This is a genomic window from Porphyrobacter sp. GA68 (assembly GCF_022605525.1).
In the GTDB taxonomy this organism is placed as follows: Bacteria; Pseudomonadota; Alphaproteobacteria; order Sphingomonadales; family Sphingomonadaceae; genus Qipengyuania_B.
Map to the genome: position 1 here is coordinate 590925 of NZ_JAKQYJ010000002.1, position 14724 is coordinate 605648.

The 14724-nt window shown below is 65.5% G+C and carries 14 protein-coding genes; 1 reads left to right on the plus strand and 13 read right to left on the minus strand.

Annotation, left to right across the window (positions count from 1 at the left end; all coding sequences use genetic code 11):
- Positions 1–9: 9 nt before the first annotated feature.
- The 3 genes from lpdA to LHJ54_RS10620 all read right to left on the minus strand — a co-directional run bounded on the left by lpdA (position 10) and on the right by LHJ54_RS10620 (position 3546).
- Complete coding sequence (gene lpdA / locus LHJ54_RS10610; RefSeq protein ID WP_228243870.1) at positions 10–1419, minus strand: dihydrolipoyl dehydrogenase; 1410 nt, start codon at positions 1417–1419, stop codon at positions 10–12.
- A gap of 281 nt (positions 1420–1700) precedes the next feature.
- Positions 1701–2042, minus strand: coding sequence for an acyl-CoA thioesterase (locus tag LHJ54_RS10615; RefSeq protein ID WP_228244355.1), 342 nt, complete (start codon positions 2040–2042; stop codon positions 1701–1703).
- Between the two features lie 82 nt (positions 2043–2124).
- The gene (locus LHJ54_RS10620; RefSeq protein WP_228244356.1) at positions 2125–3546 is read right to left on the minus strand and encodes a pyruvate dehydrogenase complex dihydrolipoamide acetyltransferase; all 1422 of its coding nucleotides are present in this window, start codon (positions 3544–3546) and stop codon (positions 2125–2127) included.
- 124 nt (positions 3547–3670) lie between these two features.
- On the opposite strand from LHJ54_RS10620, the gene LHJ54_RS10625 reads away from it, so the two are divergent.
- A complete protein-coding gene (locus tag LHJ54_RS10625; RefSeq protein WP_228243871.1) occupies positions 3671–4123 on the plus strand; it encodes a universal stress protein in 453 nt (150 codons plus the stop codon).
- 1 nt (position 4124) lies between these two features.
- On the opposite strand, the gene rnr is transcribed toward LHJ54_RS10625, so the two are convergent.
- The 10 genes from rnr to LHJ54_RS10675 all read right to left on the minus strand — a co-directional run bounded on the left by rnr (position 4125) and on the right by LHJ54_RS10675 (position 14714).
- Positions 4125–6413, minus strand: coding sequence for a ribonuclease R (gene rnr / locus LHJ54_RS10630; protein ID WP_373457071.1), 2289 nt, complete (start codon positions 6411–6413; stop codon positions 4125–4127).
- A 33-nt stretch (positions 6414–6446) separates the two neighbouring features.
- The gene (locus tag LHJ54_RS10635; RefSeq protein WP_228243874.1) at positions 6447–6926 is read right to left on the minus strand and encodes a hypothetical protein; all 480 of its coding nucleotides are present in this window, start codon (positions 6924–6926) and stop codon (positions 6447–6449) included.
- Between the two features lie 3 nt (positions 6927–6929).
- Entirely contained in the window at positions 6930–7283 is a 354-nt protein-coding gene (locus LHJ54_RS10640) for a DUF6152 family protein (RefSeq protein WP_228243875.1), read from the minus strand.
- 36 nt (positions 7284–7319) lie between these two features.
- Positions 7320–8654: a M28 family peptidase gene (locus LHJ54_RS10645; RefSeq protein ID WP_228243876.1), complete on the minus strand. Its 1335-nt coding sequence runs from the start codon at positions 8652–8654 to the stop codon at positions 7320–7322.
- 135 nt (positions 8655–8789) lie between these two features.
- Positions 8790–10334: a proline--tRNA ligase gene (proS, locus tag LHJ54_RS10650; RefSeq protein ID WP_228243877.1), complete on the minus strand. Its 1545-nt coding sequence runs from the start codon at positions 10332–10334 to the stop codon at positions 8790–8792.
- Between the two features lie 46 nt (positions 10335–10380).
- The gene (gene phaR / locus LHJ54_RS10655) at positions 10381–10944 is read right to left on the minus strand and encodes a polyhydroxyalkanoate synthesis repressor PhaR (RefSeq protein WP_228243878.1); all 564 of its coding nucleotides are present in this window, start codon (positions 10942–10944) and stop codon (positions 10381–10383) included.
- 69 nt (positions 10945–11013) lie between these two features.
- Entirely contained in the window at positions 11014–12054 is a 1041-nt protein-coding gene (gene alr, locus LHJ54_RS10660) for an alanine racemase (RefSeq protein WP_228243879.1), read from the minus strand.
- The gene (locus tag LHJ54_RS10665) at positions 12044–13702 is read right to left on the minus strand and encodes an MFS transporter (RefSeq protein WP_228243880.1); all 1659 of its coding nucleotides are present in this window, start codon (positions 13700–13702) and stop codon (positions 12044–12046) included. The genes alr and LHJ54_RS10665 overlap by 11 nt, the downstream gene beginning before the upstream one ends.
- Before the next feature lie 47 nt (positions 13703–13749).
- Entirely contained in the window at positions 13750–14193 is a 444-nt protein-coding gene (locus LHJ54_RS10670) for an iron-sulfur cluster assembly scaffold protein (RefSeq protein ID WP_228243882.1), read from the minus strand.
- A complete protein-coding gene (locus LHJ54_RS10675; protein ID WP_228243883.1) occupies positions 14190–14714 on the minus strand; it encodes a CvpA family protein in 525 nt (174 codons plus the stop codon). Before LHJ54_RS10675 ends, LHJ54_RS10670 begins: the two co-directional genes overlap by 4 nt.
- Positions 14715–14724 lie beyond the last annotated feature (10 nt).

Sequence of the window (14724 nt, forward strand, 5' to 3'; positions counted from 1 at the left end):
GCGCCTGCCTCAGATATGAAGCGCTCTGCCATAGGCGGACAGCACGCTTTCGTGCATCATCTCAGACAGCGTGGGGTGCGGGAACACCGTTTCCATCAACTCCGCCTCGGTCGTCTCCAGCGTCTTGCCGATGGTATAGCCCTGGATCAGTTCAGTGACCTCTGCACCGATCATGTGCGCGCCCAGCAACTCGCCGGTCGCCGCGTCGAACACGGTTTTGACGAAACCCTGCGCCTCTCCCAGAGCGATCGCCTTGCCGTTGCCGATGAACGGGAACTTGCCGATCTTCACCTGATGCCCTGCCTCTTTCGCGGCAGCTTCCGTCAGCCCAACTGAGGCAATCTGCGGATGGCAATAGGTGCAGGCCGGGATGTTGCGCCGGTTCATGGGGTGCGGATTGCCGCCCTTGCCCAAATCCTGCGCGATGGCTTCTGCGGCAGTCACACCCTCATGACTGGCCTTGTGCGCCAGCCATGGTCCGGGCGTGCAGTCGCCGATTGCCCACAGCCCTTCGGTTTGCGTGCGACCATACGGGTCGATCTGGATGAAGCCCCGCTCCAACTCGACCAGCTGGTCGATGCCGATGTCATGCGTGTTGGCAACGATGCCGACTGCCACGATGACATGGCTGAACGTCTCGTCAGCGGTTTTGCCATCCTTGCTCTTGATTGCCGCAGTAACGCCGTCATCGCTCACCTTCAACGCTTCGACCCCGGCTGATGTGAGGATGCGAATACCCTGTTTGGTGAGCGACTGTTCGAGGAAGGAGGACACTTCCGCATCTTCCACCGGTACAATCCGGTCGAGCATCTCCACAACCGTAACATCCGCACCCATGTCGTTATAGAAGCTGGCGAATTCGATACCGATGGCGCCCGATCCGATGACCAGCAGCCGGTCCGGCATTGTTGGCGGCGTCATGGCATGGCGATAGTTCCAGACCCGCTTGCCGTCAGCGGGCGCGAATGGGAGGTCGCGAGCACGCGCGCCGGTTGCCAGGATGATGTGCCTCGCTTGCAGCTCCTCCTCGCCCTTCTCGCTGGTCACAGTTAGCCTGCCAGGCGCTGTAAGCCGTCCCGACCCCATGTGCACGGCGATGCCGTTCTTCTTCATCAGGTGGGTCACGCCCTGGTTCAGCTGCTTCGCCACGCCGCGGCTGCGCTTCACCACTGCGTCCAGGTCCGCCTCGATCTCCCCCGCCACCTTCAGGCCGTAGTCCTGCGCGTGCTGCATCATGTGCAGCACCTCCGCCGAACGCAGCAGCGCCTTGGTCGGAATGCACCCCCAGTTGAGGCAAATCCCGCCCAGCAGCTCGCGTTCGACTATGCCGGTCTTGAGCCCCAGCTGGGCTCCGCGGATCGCCGCGACATAACCGCCGGGGCCGCTGCCCAGCACCAGAAGATCGTAAGTGTCAGCCATGGTTCTACTCGTTCCTAGCGGTCGTGATACGTTGAGACATGGACCGGGTGTTACACAGTCCTGAGCGAAAAACATCTCCGGCGCTCAAGCGTGTTTGCCGGTTGCGGTTCACCTGGTTAAATGATGCGTCGGCCATGGACATTGTTCATGACACGAACGCGGTTTTGTAGGACAGGCGGATGCGCCGCACCGCTCGCCGCCTTCACCGCAGCCCAAGCGCAGAACGGTGGCTGTGGCCGACCTGAAAGGTTTCGGCATGGTTGCGGCTCGCCAGGCAGGGCTTAGCCGCCCGTAGGCTCAATCGGGCGCGGCCGGCCGTGCTCGTCGACCGCCACAAAGGTAAAGCGCGCCTGTGTGACCTGTTCCGCCTGCTCCGAATGCCGTTCGCGGCGCCATGCCTGTGTCGCGATGCACAGCGAGGTTCGTCCGACCCGTTCGATGGAGGCATAGACCGACACCTCGTCCCCGACCTTGACAGGCTTGTGGAACTCCATGCCGTCCATCGCGACGGTGACGGCACGTCCGCGCGTCCGCCGTGCGGCGACCAGACCCGCGGCCGAGTCCATCAGGCTCATCAGCCAGCCGCCGAATATGTCGCCATAGGCGTTGGCATCGGCCGGCATGGCGGTCACGCGGATGGCGGGTTCGCGATTCAAGCGGCCGGCCTGCTCAACGCCTGGCCATTGAAAGGCTTAGAAGCCGGCTTCAAACGACCAGCCCCATCGGCTGTTCGCACAGCTGCTTGAAAGCCGCCATCAACTGCGCCCCGTCGGCACCGTCGATCGCGCGGTGATCGAAGCTGCCGCTGGCGCTCATGACTGTCGCGACGGTCAGTTCCCCGTCCAGCACCCACGGGCGCCGCTCGCCCGCACCCACGGCCATGATCATCCCCTGCGGCGGGTTTATCACGGCGTCAAACTGCTTGATGCCATACATGCCAAGGTTCGAGAGCGAGGCGCTGCCGCCCTGATACTCATGCGGTTGCAGCTTGCCGTCACGCGCCTTGTCGATCAGCTCCTTCATCGCGGTGCTGATGGCAGCCAGCCCGCGCGTATCGGCGTGCGTCACGATGGGCGTGATCAGGCCACTTGGCGCGGCCACGGCGACGGCGATATCCGCGCGGCTGTAGCGGTGCAGCGTGTCGCCCTGGAAGCTGACGTTGCACTGCGGCACCCGCATCAGCGCGCGGGCCAGCGCCTTGATCAGCAGGTCGTTGACCGACAGCTTGACTCCGTCCGCTTCGAGCGACTCGTTGAGCTGCTGCCTCAGCGCCAGCAGCGGATCGAGGTTGATGTCGACGGTGAGGTAGTAGTGCGGCACCTCCCGCTTGGATTCGGTCAAGCGGCGGGCGATGACTTTGCGGATGTTCGACAGCTTTTCTGCCTGGAAGGGCGTGCCGCCTTCGGGTGCGGCTTGTCCTGCCTGGGCGGTTGCCCCGGCTGACTGCGGCTGGGTGGCGGTCCGTTCGTCCGGCTTGGCGGCCGGGGCAGCGGCGGGGGCTGGCTGCCCCTGCGCCTGATCCACATCCGCCTTGACGATCCGGCCGTTGGGTCCGCTGCCCTTGATGGCCGCGAGGTCCAGTCCCTTCTGCTCTGCGAGCCGGCGGGCCAGCGGCGACGCGACGATGCGCCGCCCTCCGTTTGCCGAACCGGCGCGGTCGGCGCCCGGTGCGTTCTGTCCGGCGGATGGGGTTGCGCCCGCCTGCGGTGCAGCAGCCGTGGCACCAGCGGCCGGCTCTTTCTCGACCCGCGCCCGTTCGCCTTCCACTTTTTCTTCGCGGACTTCGCGCAGATCGCCGGATGATTCCGCACCATCACCACCACTCGTACTGCCGGAATCGCCGTCGTCGCCTCCGCCCGCGGCTGCGACCGCCGCGGCATCTTCGCCCTCCTCCGTCAGCAGCGCGATGGCAGTTCCCACCTTCACGCCTTCGGTGCCCTCGGCAACGAGGATGGAGGCAATCGTGCCTTCATCAACCGCCTCGAACTCCATGGTCGCCTTGTCGGTTTCGATCTCGGCCATGATGTCCCCGGCAGAAACACTATCCCCTTCCTTCACCAGCCAGCGGGCGAGCGTGCCTTCTTCCATGGTGGGGGACAGGGCGGGCATCTTGATGGTGATGGGCATGGCGGCGCGGCGATCCTCGGATTGACAGGCGTTCGGCGGTTCTCTGGCGTCTTCTGCACGCAGCCGCAAGACCTTGCACCGCTCGGCCAAGCCGGCGTAGAAGCGGGCCGCTGGGGGTGGGCCGATGCGCATATATCTGGTTGTCATGGACGAATCGGCGGAAACGCGCCTTGCCCTGCGCTTTGCGGCGCGGCGGGCCGCACGTACCGGCGGAGCTGTGCATATCCTCGCGCTGGTGGAACCCGGCAGCTTCAACGCGTTCGGCTCGGTCCAGGCGACCATAGAACAGGAAGCGAAGGAGCGGGCCGAAGTGCTCGCCACTGCGGAGGCAGGAAACATCTTCGCAGAGTATGGCAAGCGTCCGGTCATCTCCGTGCGCGAAGGAGACCCGCAGAAGGTAATCCGCACCTATCTGGAAGAATTCGACGGCGTTGCCGCCCTCGTTCTGGCCGCTTCGCACGACAACGGACCCGGACCGCTGGTCACTCACTTTGCGGCGGTGGCGGGGTCGCTGCCCTGCCCGCTCTATATCGTGCCAGGCGCCCTTTCGACCAAAGCGATCGACGAACTGGCCTGACCTAGCGGCGCTTCCCGCGACCCTGATGACGGATGTTGCCGGGTCGGCCACGCTTCCCCTGCGCATGCTTTTTACCGTCAGGTTTGGGCGACGGGCGTCGCCCGCGCGGTCCCACCGGTTTTGATCCGCCCTCCGGCAACTCGAACTTGAGCGCTCCTGTCAGCGGATTTGCCTCCGCCAGCCTCAGTTCCAACCGGTCCCCGACCGCATAGCGCGTCCCGCTATCCTCGCCCACCAGCGCCTGGCTGCCCTCTTCGTACCGGAAGTACTCGTCGCCCAGCGTCGATACCGGCACCAGCCCGTCGCCGCCCAGCTGCAGGATGGTGGCGAAAAAGCCGAAGCCCTGAACCCCGGTGATCCGGGTTGCGAACACCTCGCCGACGCGGCCGGCCAGCCAGGCGGCGACATAGCGGTCTATGGTATCGCGTTCTGCCTCCATTGCCCGGCGTTCGGCGGTGCTGATCGCATCGGACACCTGTTGCAGGCTGGCCCGGTCGCGTTCGGACAGGCCGGTGGTTGCGGGCAATTGCGCTTTCGGCTTCGGCTGCTCCAACCCATAGGCATCGACCAGCGCCCGATGGACCAGAAGGTCGGCATAGCGGCGGATCGGCGAGGTGAAATGCGCGTACGACCCCAGAGCAAGGCCGAAATGGCCGGCGTTCTGCGGCCCGTAATACGCCTGCGTCTGGCTGCGCAGGACCGCTTCCATCACCAGCGCCCGCTCCGCCTCGTCGCCGATGTCCTTCAGCATCCGGTTGAACAGCAAAGGCGTGACCACCTGCCCCAACGCCAGCTTGCGTCCCGAAGTCGCGAGAAAGTCACGCAGGGCAAGCAGCTTTTCCCGGCTGGGCGACTCGTGCACGCGGTAAACGACCGGCGCTGTCCTGGCTTCCAGCGCCTTAGCCGCCGCCACATTGGCGGCGATCATGAAGTCTTCCACCACGCGGTGCGCATCCAGCCGCTCGCGCACGGCGATTTCCTCGATCTGCCCCGCTTCGTTCAGCACCACCCGGCGTTCGGGCAGGTCAAGGTCGAGCGGATCGCGTGCCTCCCGCGCCTTGTGCAGCAGCCGCCAGCAGTCCCACAAGTGCCGCAACTCCTGCGACGCCCATCCGTCGTCGATCGCCTTCTGGGCATCCTCATAGGCGATGTTGGCAGCCAGCCGCACGGTCGCGCGCGTGAAGCGCCACCCCGTCAGCTTGCCTTCCGGCGACACGTCGAGGTGACAGACCATGGCAGCCCGATCCTCTCCTTCGACGAGCGAGCAGATGTCGGCGGACAGAACCTCAGGCAGCATCGGCACGACCCGGTCGGGAAAGTACACGGAATTGCCCCGCTTGCGCGCCTCGCGGTCGAGCGCGCCGCCCGGCCGGACATAGAACGACACGTCCGCGATTGCGACCACCGCGCGGAACCCGCCCTGCCCGTCCGGCTGTGCCCAGATGGCATCGTCGTGATCCCGCGCGTCGGCAGGGTCAATGGCCACGATCGGCAGGTCGCGCAGGTCTTCGCGCCAGTCCTCGCTCAGCGGCAGGTCCGCGGCACGCCCGGCCTCGTCCAGCGCTTCCTGCGCAAAGACGTGCGGAATGCCGTGCTGCGCGATGGCGATGAGAGAAAAACTCCTGGGCGCCAGCGGGTCGCCAACCACTTCGACGACCTTGACGCCGCCACGCGCCGACCGCCCCACACGTTCCGCCAGGACCAGTTCCCCCGCGCGCGCCTCGCCCATGTCGCTGATCGGGGACGCTTGCCGCACACGCTTGTCCACCGGTGCCAGCCACGGCTTGCCCGCACCATCCAGTTCCACGACACCGATCAATCCTTCGCTGCGCGCAGGCAGTTTCTTGATCGGATGCCCGCGCCAGCCGTGCTGCGTCTCCTCGGTCCGCGCCAGAACCCGGTCCCCGCGCTTCAACGCCGCCTGCCCCTTGCCTGACTTGCGGTCCTTTCCACGCGATTCCACAAGCTGGATGCGGGGCGGCTTGCCTGCATCCGCCGCCCAGTTTTCCGGCACGGCCACGGCGACACCATCGTCGATCTCTGCTACCGTCAGAACGGTTACGCGGGGCACTCCGCCCATCTGGTGGAAGGCGCTGCGGTTGCCGTCGATCAGCCCTTCATCGGCCATGTCCTTCAGCCGCGCCTTCAGGGCGATCTTCTCCTCGCCCTTGAGACCGAATGCCTTGGCGATCTCCCGCTTGCCCGCCGGAACCTCGCTGGTCTGGATGAACTGGAGGATCTGCTCGCGCGAAGGCAAGCCGGTTGCTGTTTTGCGCGGCATGCCCGCCATATGGGCGCTTTCATCCCGCCGCTCAACCACGCGTCAGTAATAGGCGATCAGCCTGCCGGCGACCGCGATGGCCAGCCACAGCAGCAGGGACAGCAGCGCCGACGCCCGCAGCAGGCCGCCAGGCGTCCGGTTGCCGCGACCCCGACACCAGCGCAGGCGGAACGCCGCCGCGTTCAGCAGCGCGAGCCCGAGCAGGCCGAGCTTGATCTGAAAGGTCTCCGACGCGGCGAGCGCCGCCCCATCGGCGGCGAACAGCACCAGCCCCGATGCGCCTTGCACAAGCAGTCCGGCAATCGCGATTGGTGTCAGTGCGCGGGATAAAGGTTCAAGCGGCAGGGCGCGCCACAGCCCGGCCACTCTCAGGTCGACCACGCCGATCCCGCCGACGAGCAGCGCCACGCCGATCACATGCAGCACATTGGCCCATGGATAGACATGCGCACTGCTCCGCGCCCAATCGACCAGTCCCGCCGCTTCCAGCCAGCCGTTCAGCGCCAGCAGCGCCGTCTCCATGCCTCAGCGCAACTCGACGGTTTTGCCGTTCACCACGATCCGCTCGACCCGCATCTCCGGTGTACCGTCACGACGGACATAGCCGGTCAGGGTTATGCGCTGACGGTTGTTGATCTCTTCCAGCTGCAGACCACGCGCCGTCATGCGCGATACGGGGGCAAGGATCACGTCCCACTCCCGGTTCTGCCAGTTCATCTTGGCCGTTCCATGCGGGTTGCCCCAGCTTACATCGTACAGGGGTCCGGTCAGTGTCACCGGTTCCGCTTCGTTGTAGGAACTCCACCCGTGATGCGCCCACACCGCCACGGGGGTGGCCGCCATCAGCCCGGCCAGCGCGATTTTCGTTAGTGACTGCATCGTACTGCTCCTCGATGTCTGCTCAGCGAATTTGGTTCAATTCCGTGCCGCGGCCGGGCGAAAGGCACCCGCCGGCACGGCGCTCGCCACGGGACTGCACGGGCCGTTCTCGGCACACGCGCTCACGCCGAAAATCCAGTCGTCCCCGCGCACGCCGGCCAAGCTGACGCGGGTTTCCGTAGTGCCAGCGATGACGGGTTCGTCAGGCCAGCCGGAGGCGTCGGTCGGCCGCTGCCATACCTGGTAATTCGCCGCGCCGGGCACGGCCTGCCACGCGATCGCGGTGAATGTCTGCACCGCTGCCTCGGCCACCGGCGCAGGGGGCGCCGGTGTTCGGGCCAGCGCATCCGCAGCACGCACATTCAGCTGCGTCACTCTGGCGAGGTAGGGAAAGTCCATCTCATCTACCGTGTCGCCATAGGTGACGCCATTTTCCACCCTGAGATCCTGGTGCTGGTGATCGTAGTCCTCCACACCCACGGAAAACCGGACAGCCGGATAACCTGCCTCAAGGAAAGGGATCTGGTCCCCGCCCCGGCCCATTCTGTCGGTGCGCCAGATCTGGCGCACATCAAGACTGCCCGGCGTTTCTTGGGCCAACGCATCGATCCACCGGGCAAGATTGCGCGACGGACTGTCGTTCTCCCCGCCGTTTCGCCGCTGATCCGCGCGCAGCGCGTCAGTCAGGTCGGCGCGCGGCCCTTCCGAGAACACCCGCACCCGGTCAGGTTCGCAATAACCGTCCGAACCGCAGGTGTTGCCCACAATGTCGTTGTTGAGAACCGCTTTGACCTGCCATCCCTGCTGCGCGGCGTACTGCGCCAGCAGCCGACCGCCGTAAAGCCCCTGTTCCTCGCCGGAAAGGAGCGCATAAACGATCGTGACCGGGTATTGCCGCCCGGACAGCACCCGCGCCGCTTCGAGCACCAGGGCCGTACCCGATCCATCATCGTTCGCGCCGGGTGCGTCGCTGGTGAAGTCCATGACATCGCTGCCGCGGCTGTCGATGTGACCCTGGATTATCACCACCTCGTCAGGGCGCTGTGTTCCGCGCTGGATCGCAACCGCGTTGCGCAACCGGGTGGGCTGCGGGATCCGGTTGCCCTGCACCGTGTCTTCAGGCGCGACCACTTCAAGGCAGTCGCCGCATCCGGCGGAGATCCGGCGGAACTCTGCCAGACCCCAATCGACCGCCGCGCCGATACCGCGGTTCGGATCGGTTTGCGACGACAGCGTGTGACGGGTGCCAAAGCTGACGAGTTTATCCACATCCGCCCGCAGGCGTTCGGCTGACACGGCGACCGCCGGATCGGCTGGCTGGGCGGCGAGCGGACTGGCGAGGCAGGCCGCGGCAAGAAAGACTCTTCGCATGACCCGCAGTGTTGCCTGCTGGTCGCGCAAATACAACTACGTCTTTCCTCGGGCTGGCGCCCGCGACTGCCCAATCCCCTGCGCGGGAGCGAGCTGCACGCGGTGAAAGGCGGAAAACAACCCCGCCAGCCAGCGTCAGTAGGCGCGTGCCACCAGCACCCGCTCCACCGCCGGTTTTCCGGTGAAGATGCAGGTGCCGCTTACCGGAAGCGCATTTGCCGGCACGTTGCGGAACGTCAGCTTGAGCGCTTTCACCCGCTCCACCACCTGGTCCAGTTCCGCGCCCGCAGGCTTTGCCCACTCGACCTCCACCCAACCCTTGAACGGATCGCCCGACTGAAAACAGGCCGCCAGTTCTTCAAAGCTCGTCACGTCACGCCGGATGCTCGCATCCCGCCGTTCCTGGGCTTCCACGAACAGCGCGTGCTGGATGTCGGCCAGAACGCTGGCGATGGTCTGGCCCGCGACCTGACGGGTCGGCGTCTGGAAGAAGGGTTTGCCGGTGTCCTTGTCCCACAGGCGGTCGCGGCGCAGCAGGCTGACGGTGCCGTTCTCCAGGTCGCGTCCGCCGACCTCCACGATCAGCGGAGCGCCCCGGCGGACCCAATCCCACCGTTTACCGGCAACCTTGCCGGGGCGGGTGTCGAGCAGTACGCGCAGCGGCTCTCCAAAGGCAGTCTGCCCGGCCAGTGTGGCCCGCAGACCTTCGCAGTAGTCGATCAGCGCCGCATCCTCCGGCACGTCGCGCAGCATGGGCAGTATGATTACCTGATACGGCGCGAGCTTGGGCGGAACGCGTAATCCGTCGTCATCGCCATGCGTCATGATGATCCCGCCGATCATCCGGGTGGACACGCCCCAGCTGGTGGTGTGGGCAAGCTGCTGCTGACCCCCCCGGTCCTGATAGCGGATGCCGGCAGCGGCCGCGAAATTGGTGCCGAGGTAATGCGATGTCCCCGCCTGCAGCGCCTTGCCATCCTGCATCATGGCCTCGATGGACCAGGTTTCGACGGCGCCGGGAAACCGTTCATTTTCCGGCTTCTCGCCGGCGATGACGGGCAGCGCCAGATCCTCTTCGGCGCAGGCGCGGTATACTTCCAGCATCCGCAGCGTGTGTTCTTTCGCTTCGGCCGCATCGGCGTGGGCGGTATGCCCTTCCTGCCACAGGAATTCGGATGTCCTGAGAAACATGCGGGTCCGCATTTCCCAGCGCACCACATTGGCCCACTGGTTCAGCTTGAGCGGCAGGTCGCGCCAGCTCTGAACCCACCGGGCCATGGCTTCGCCAATGATCGTTTCGGATGTGGGGCGCACCACCAGCGGTTCTTCCAGCCGGGCTTCCGGGTCTGGCACAAGGCCGCCGTTGCCGTCTGCGACCAGGCGGTGATGGGTCACGACCGCCATTTCCTTGGCAAACCCTTCCACATGGTCGGCTTCACGTTCGAAATAGGACAAGGGGATGAACAGGGGAAAGTAGGCGTTCTGATGCCCCGTCGCCTTGATCCTGTCGTCCAGCAGCCGCTGGATCCGTTCCCAGATGCCATAGCCCCACGGCTTGATGATCATGCAGCCGCGGACACCGGACTCCTCCGCCATGTCGGCGGCGGCAATGACCGCCTGATACCATTGGGCAAAGTCATCGGCGCGCTTCACGTCGAGCGCATGGCGGATCGTTGGCAAAGGTGAATGTCCTGCTGAAATGGAGTGGCGAGAGTGATGCGAGGCGCTATTGGCCCAGTTCGTCCAGCCGCTTCTGCATGGCGGCCATCTGCTCCTTGAGGGCAGCGAGATCAGCTGCGTCGGGGCGCTTGGATGCCGTGTGAAGGTCCGGCTTTCCTGCCGTTTGTGGCATGAACGCGCCCGCCGCCGCTCGCATCATTGCCAGGTTGCCTTCGGCCAGGCGCGCGAAGGGGTTTTCGGTCAGACCCTTTTCCCATGCTTCGCGCAGCTTGTCCTGGTTCTGCCGGAACTGCGCCATGCTTGCTTCCAGATAGGTCGGCATCATGGCCTGCATGGAATTGCCATACATGGCGATCAGGTCGCGCAGGAAGCTGATCGGCAGGAGCTGTTCGGCGCAGCTCGCCTCCTGCTCCATGATGATCTGCGTCAGGATGGAATGTGTCAGATCCTCGTTCGTCTTGGCGTCGAGAACCTGAAAATCGACGTTCTGTCGGACCATTACGGCCAGATCATCCAGCGTGATGTAGCTTGACGTGCCGGTGTTGTAGAGCCGCCGATTGGCGTATTTCTTGATGATGACGGGTTCGCCGTCCGCCTGCTTCTTTGCCATGGGTTGCAACTCTGCTGAAAGCCTTGACCGTGGCATTAGCACCCGCAGCAACGCGAGTGCAACAAGCCTTCATCGGGCGAAGCGACGGCCGAGGGTTGTGAGCAGCTCGTATTGCGACAGTCCCGTTGCCTCGGCCGCCGGCGGCAGGTCGAAGGGAACCTGAAGAAAGTCACCCTCGGCAAGGCCGGGTGCCCGCGTCAGGTCGACCGCCACCATGTCCATCGACACCCGCCCCACCAGCGGCAGCCTGCAATCGTCTTTCAGCAGGTAGCCGCTCTTGCCCCAGCTGCGCAGGAAACCATCCGCATAGCCAAGCGACACGATGCCGACCGGCAGATCCGTCTGTGCGGTGAAGGTACGGTTGTAACCGATCGTTTCGCCCGCCCTGACGACCCGCCGCTGGATGATCGCCGCCTGCACGCGTGCTACCGGCCTGATCGCCCCTGCCAGTTCGGCACGGGGGAGTCCGCCATAAAGCGCCAGGCCAGGGCGCGTCAGATCCAGATGATACGCCGGCCCCAGCATCAGCCCGGCTGAATTCGCCAGGCTGGCGCGCCGGTGCCTGACCTGCGGCAGCAGCGCGCGCAGCGTCTCCAGCTGCCGTGCGTTGCTGGGCGCGTCTTCGTCGGCGGAGGAGAGATGCGACATCAGCACATCCACCCTCAGCGAAGCGATCAGCGGATCGCCCGCTTCTTCCGGCCTGATGCCCAGGCGGTTCATGCCGCTGTCCACCATCAGGTCGCAGGCGCCGCCGCCCGCCTCCAGCCACAGCCTGGCCTGATACAGGGAATTGATGACCGGCTTGACCCCTGCTGAGATCGCGTACTGCGCTTCGGCGGCAGACAGCGCGCCGTGCAGTACGCTGATATTGCCGGGCGGGATATGGGCGGCGACCGTCGGAACTTCCGACCAGTGCGCGACGAAGAAGTCGCGCGCACCTGCATCGCGCAGCACCGGCACACAACGCGCCGCGCCCAGGCCGTAACAGTCCGCCTTGACCGCCGCGCCAGCCGCCGCCGCGCCGGACAGCCGGTCGAGCGCGCGCCAGTTGTGCGCCAGCGCGGCCGCATCGACGTCCAGACGCAGGGTTGGCGGCGGCTCAGGCACCATGGGTTCTGCCCACCTCCGTATCGGCAAAATCTCGGGGACGTCCACCCGGCACGCCCCACAGGCAGATCGCCAGCCCGAACGCCACCACAGCCCAGGTGTACCAAAGGCCGGCATAGGCGTTGCCGGTGGTGGCAACGATGTAGCTGGCGATCAGCGGCAGGAAGCCGCCAAGGTATCCGGCCCCGATGTGGTAAGGGATCGACAGGGAACTGTAGCGGATCCTCGCCGGAAACATCTCGGCCAGGAGGGCAGCCACTGAGCCATAGGTCAGCGCCGACAATACACCCATGACGAGCAGCAGGGCGATTATGCCGACGATGTTCACGAACGGCGGACGTTGCACGGCGAAGTCGTAGCCCTGCGCTTCCAGCAGGGGCTGCACTATCGCCCTGCGTTCGGCCGCCGTCGTCGCCGCCGCGATGCTGTCGTTCAGCGGGGTCCGCGCGTCACCCACCGCCAGAACGAGCGGAGCGGCGGTGCCCAAGTTGGTGATGTCATAGGGCACGCCCAGATTGGTCAGCTCCTGCAGCAGCTGGCCGCATGGCGCCGCCTGCTCTTCGGCAAAGGGGTCATAGGTGCAATCCGACCCGGCGACGACCACCGGCGCGCGTTCCGCGCTGGCGCGAAGGCCCGGATTGGCGAGCGCGCCAATCCCCCAGAACACGGGGAACAGCAACAGCAGGGTCAAGACCGCGCCGACCACGATGGGCAGCCTGCGGCCGACCCGGTCGGACCATCTGCCCACCAGAATATAGAACATCATGGAGAGGGTTCCGGCGGCCAGCAGAATGACTTCGACGACCGCTTCGTCCACCCGCATTGGACCGCGCAGGAATGACAGACCGGAAAAGAAGGCGGTGTACCAGATCGTTGTCAGGATGCCGGTGACGCCGAACAGGGCGACAAAGATGCGCTTCTTGTTACCGGGATAGGTGAAGCTTTCCAGAAACGGGTTTCGTGCTGTCTCTCCCGCCGCCTTCATCGCCTGGAATACCGGACTTTCCGACAGCTTCAGGCGCATCCACAGCGACAGAGCCAGCAGCAGGATGGACAACAGGAACGGGACCCGCCAACCCCACTGGGCAAACGCATCTGCCGGAATGAGCGCGCGGCAGACCAGCACGACCACAATGGACAGAACAAAACCGCCCACGACGCTCGCCTGGATGAAGCTGGTATAAAAACCGCGCTTTTCCGGCGGCGCGTGTTCCGCGACATAGATCGCGGCGCCGCCATATTCGCCGCCCAGCGCCAGCCCCTGCAGAATGCGCAGGATGATGACGATGGCCGGTGCCAGCAGGCCGATGCTCTGCGCGCTGGGCACCAGCCCCACCCCCGCCGTGGCGATGCCCATCAGGGTGACGGTCACCAGAAAGGTGTATTTGCGACCCAGCCTGTCACCCAGATAACCGAACAGGATGGCGCCCAGCGGGCGGAAACCGAAGCCGATTGCGAACCCGGCCCAGACCAGCAGCACCTGGAGCGTGGCATTGTCGCTGGGGAAGAACGTCGCCCCGATGATCCCGGCGAGCGTGCCGTAGATGAAGAAGTCGTACCATTCGAACACCGTTCCGGCTGAAGAGGCCGCGATGACGAGCCGAACTTCTCGCGGGCTCGGCTCTGCGGTGACTGGCGGCTGTTTCTGCATTTAGAACCCCTGCGACATGGCCGCTCCCCAGCTCCGGCGCCGCTGTCCTAGTCCGGTGCGCGCCGGTTGCAAAGTGCATCCACCGCCGCCGCCCAGGGCAGCAGGATTGCTCCGTGCCGACCTCGGTGCGGCATGGCAGGTTCCAGCGCATCTAGCCCTGGCCAGCCCGGTGCCGGGCCGCTGCCGCCCAGCCATGCTTCCAGAGCGGCTGCGGCGATTGCGACGTCGCCAGCCGTCTGCCCACGGGCGCCGTCGGCGAAAATCGCTGCCGCCGCCTGACCGACGGCACAGGCGGACACGCGCAAACCTAGTTGGGCAATCCGCCCGTCCGCGCACTCAAGGGACAGCGCGACCGTTCCGCCGCACGTGCGCGAGCGCGCCGTTGCGTGAAACCGGTGCTGTTCCTGCCACGGATAATCCACCAGCCGCATGGTGAGCCCCAGCAGTTTCGGCGTGTACAGCGCGGCAGACCGCTCTGCCTGCCTGGTCACGACGACTCCGCCGCTTCGTCGTCCAGCAGGCGGGCCCGGTGTTCCGCGATCATTTCGACGAGACCGCGTGAGCTTGCATCCACCAGGCTGTAGCTGCGCGCGGTGGTGATCCAGTCGGGCCGACCCTGCGCACCCCAGATGGTGTCATAGCCCAGCACCAGCAGCGAAAAAGCGAGTACGACGATGATGAAACCCTTGATCAGGCCAAAGCCCAGCCCAAGCACCCGGTCCACCGGACCAATAACGGACTTGCGCGATGTCGCTCCCGCCTTGTTGGCGATGAAGCGCATGATGAAATAGGGGATCAGCAGGAGGAGGAGAAAGGCGAGAATGGCTGTGCTGGTCCCGTCGCCCGTGTACTCCGCCAGCATCTGGGTCGCCGGGGTGTGCAGGAGGCGGATGGCGAAGACGGCAACGAACCAGGCGGCGAGCGACAGCATTTCCTGCACCAGCCCGCGCATGAAGCCGCCCACCGCGGACACGCCGACGATCAGCAGCAAGATATAGTCGAGACCCGTCATCCCAGCCGGT

Excerpts from the sequence above, each read along its gene's own strand:
- lpdA (WP_228243870.1), bottom strand. The coding sequence starts at position 1,419 with ATGGCTGACACTTACGATCTTCTGGTGCTGGGCAGCGGCCCCGGCGGT.
- LHJ54_RS10615 (WP_228244355.1), bottom strand. The coding sequence starts at position 2,042 with ATGCCGGCCGATGCCAACGCCTATGGCGACATATTCGGCGGCTGGCTG.
- LHJ54_RS10620 (WP_228244356.1), bottom strand. The coding sequence starts at position 3,546 with ATGCCCATCACCATCAAGATGCCCGCCCTGTCCCCCACCATGGAAGAA.
- LHJ54_RS10625 (WP_228243871.1), top strand. The coding sequence starts at position 3,671 with ATGCGCATATATCTGGTTGTCATGGACGAATCGGCGGAAACGCGCCTT.
- rnr (WP_373457071.1), bottom strand. The coding sequence starts at position 6,413 with ATGGCGGGCATGCCGCGCAAAACAGCAACCGGCTTGCCTTCGCGCGAG.
- LHJ54_RS10635 (WP_228243874.1), bottom strand. The coding sequence starts at position 6,926 with ATGGAGACGGCGCTGCTGGCGCTGAACGGCTGGCTGGAAGCGGCGGGA.
- LHJ54_RS10640 (WP_228243875.1), bottom strand. The coding sequence starts at position 7,283 with ATGCAGTCACTAACGAAAATCGCGCTGGCCGGGCTGATGGCGGCCACC.
- LHJ54_RS10645 (WP_228243876.1), bottom strand. The coding sequence starts at position 8,654 with ATGCGAAGAGTCTTTCTTGCCGCGGCCTGCCTCGCCAGTCCGCTCGCC.
- phaR (WP_228243878.1), bottom strand. The coding sequence starts at position 10,944 with ATGGCAAAGAAGCAGGCGGACGGCGAACCCGTCATCATCAAGAAATAC.
- alr (WP_228243879.1), bottom strand. The coding sequence starts at position 12,054 with ATGGTGCCTGAGCCGCCGCCAACCCTGCGTCTGGACGTCGATGCGGCC.
- LHJ54_RS10665 (WP_228243880.1), bottom strand. The coding sequence starts at position 13,702 with ATGCAGAAACAGCCGCCAGTCACCGCAGAGCCGAGCCCGCGAGAAGTT.
- LHJ54_RS10675 (WP_228243883.1), bottom strand. The coding sequence starts at position 14,714 with ATGACGGGTCTCGACTATATCTTGCTGCTGATCGTCGGCGTGTCCGCG.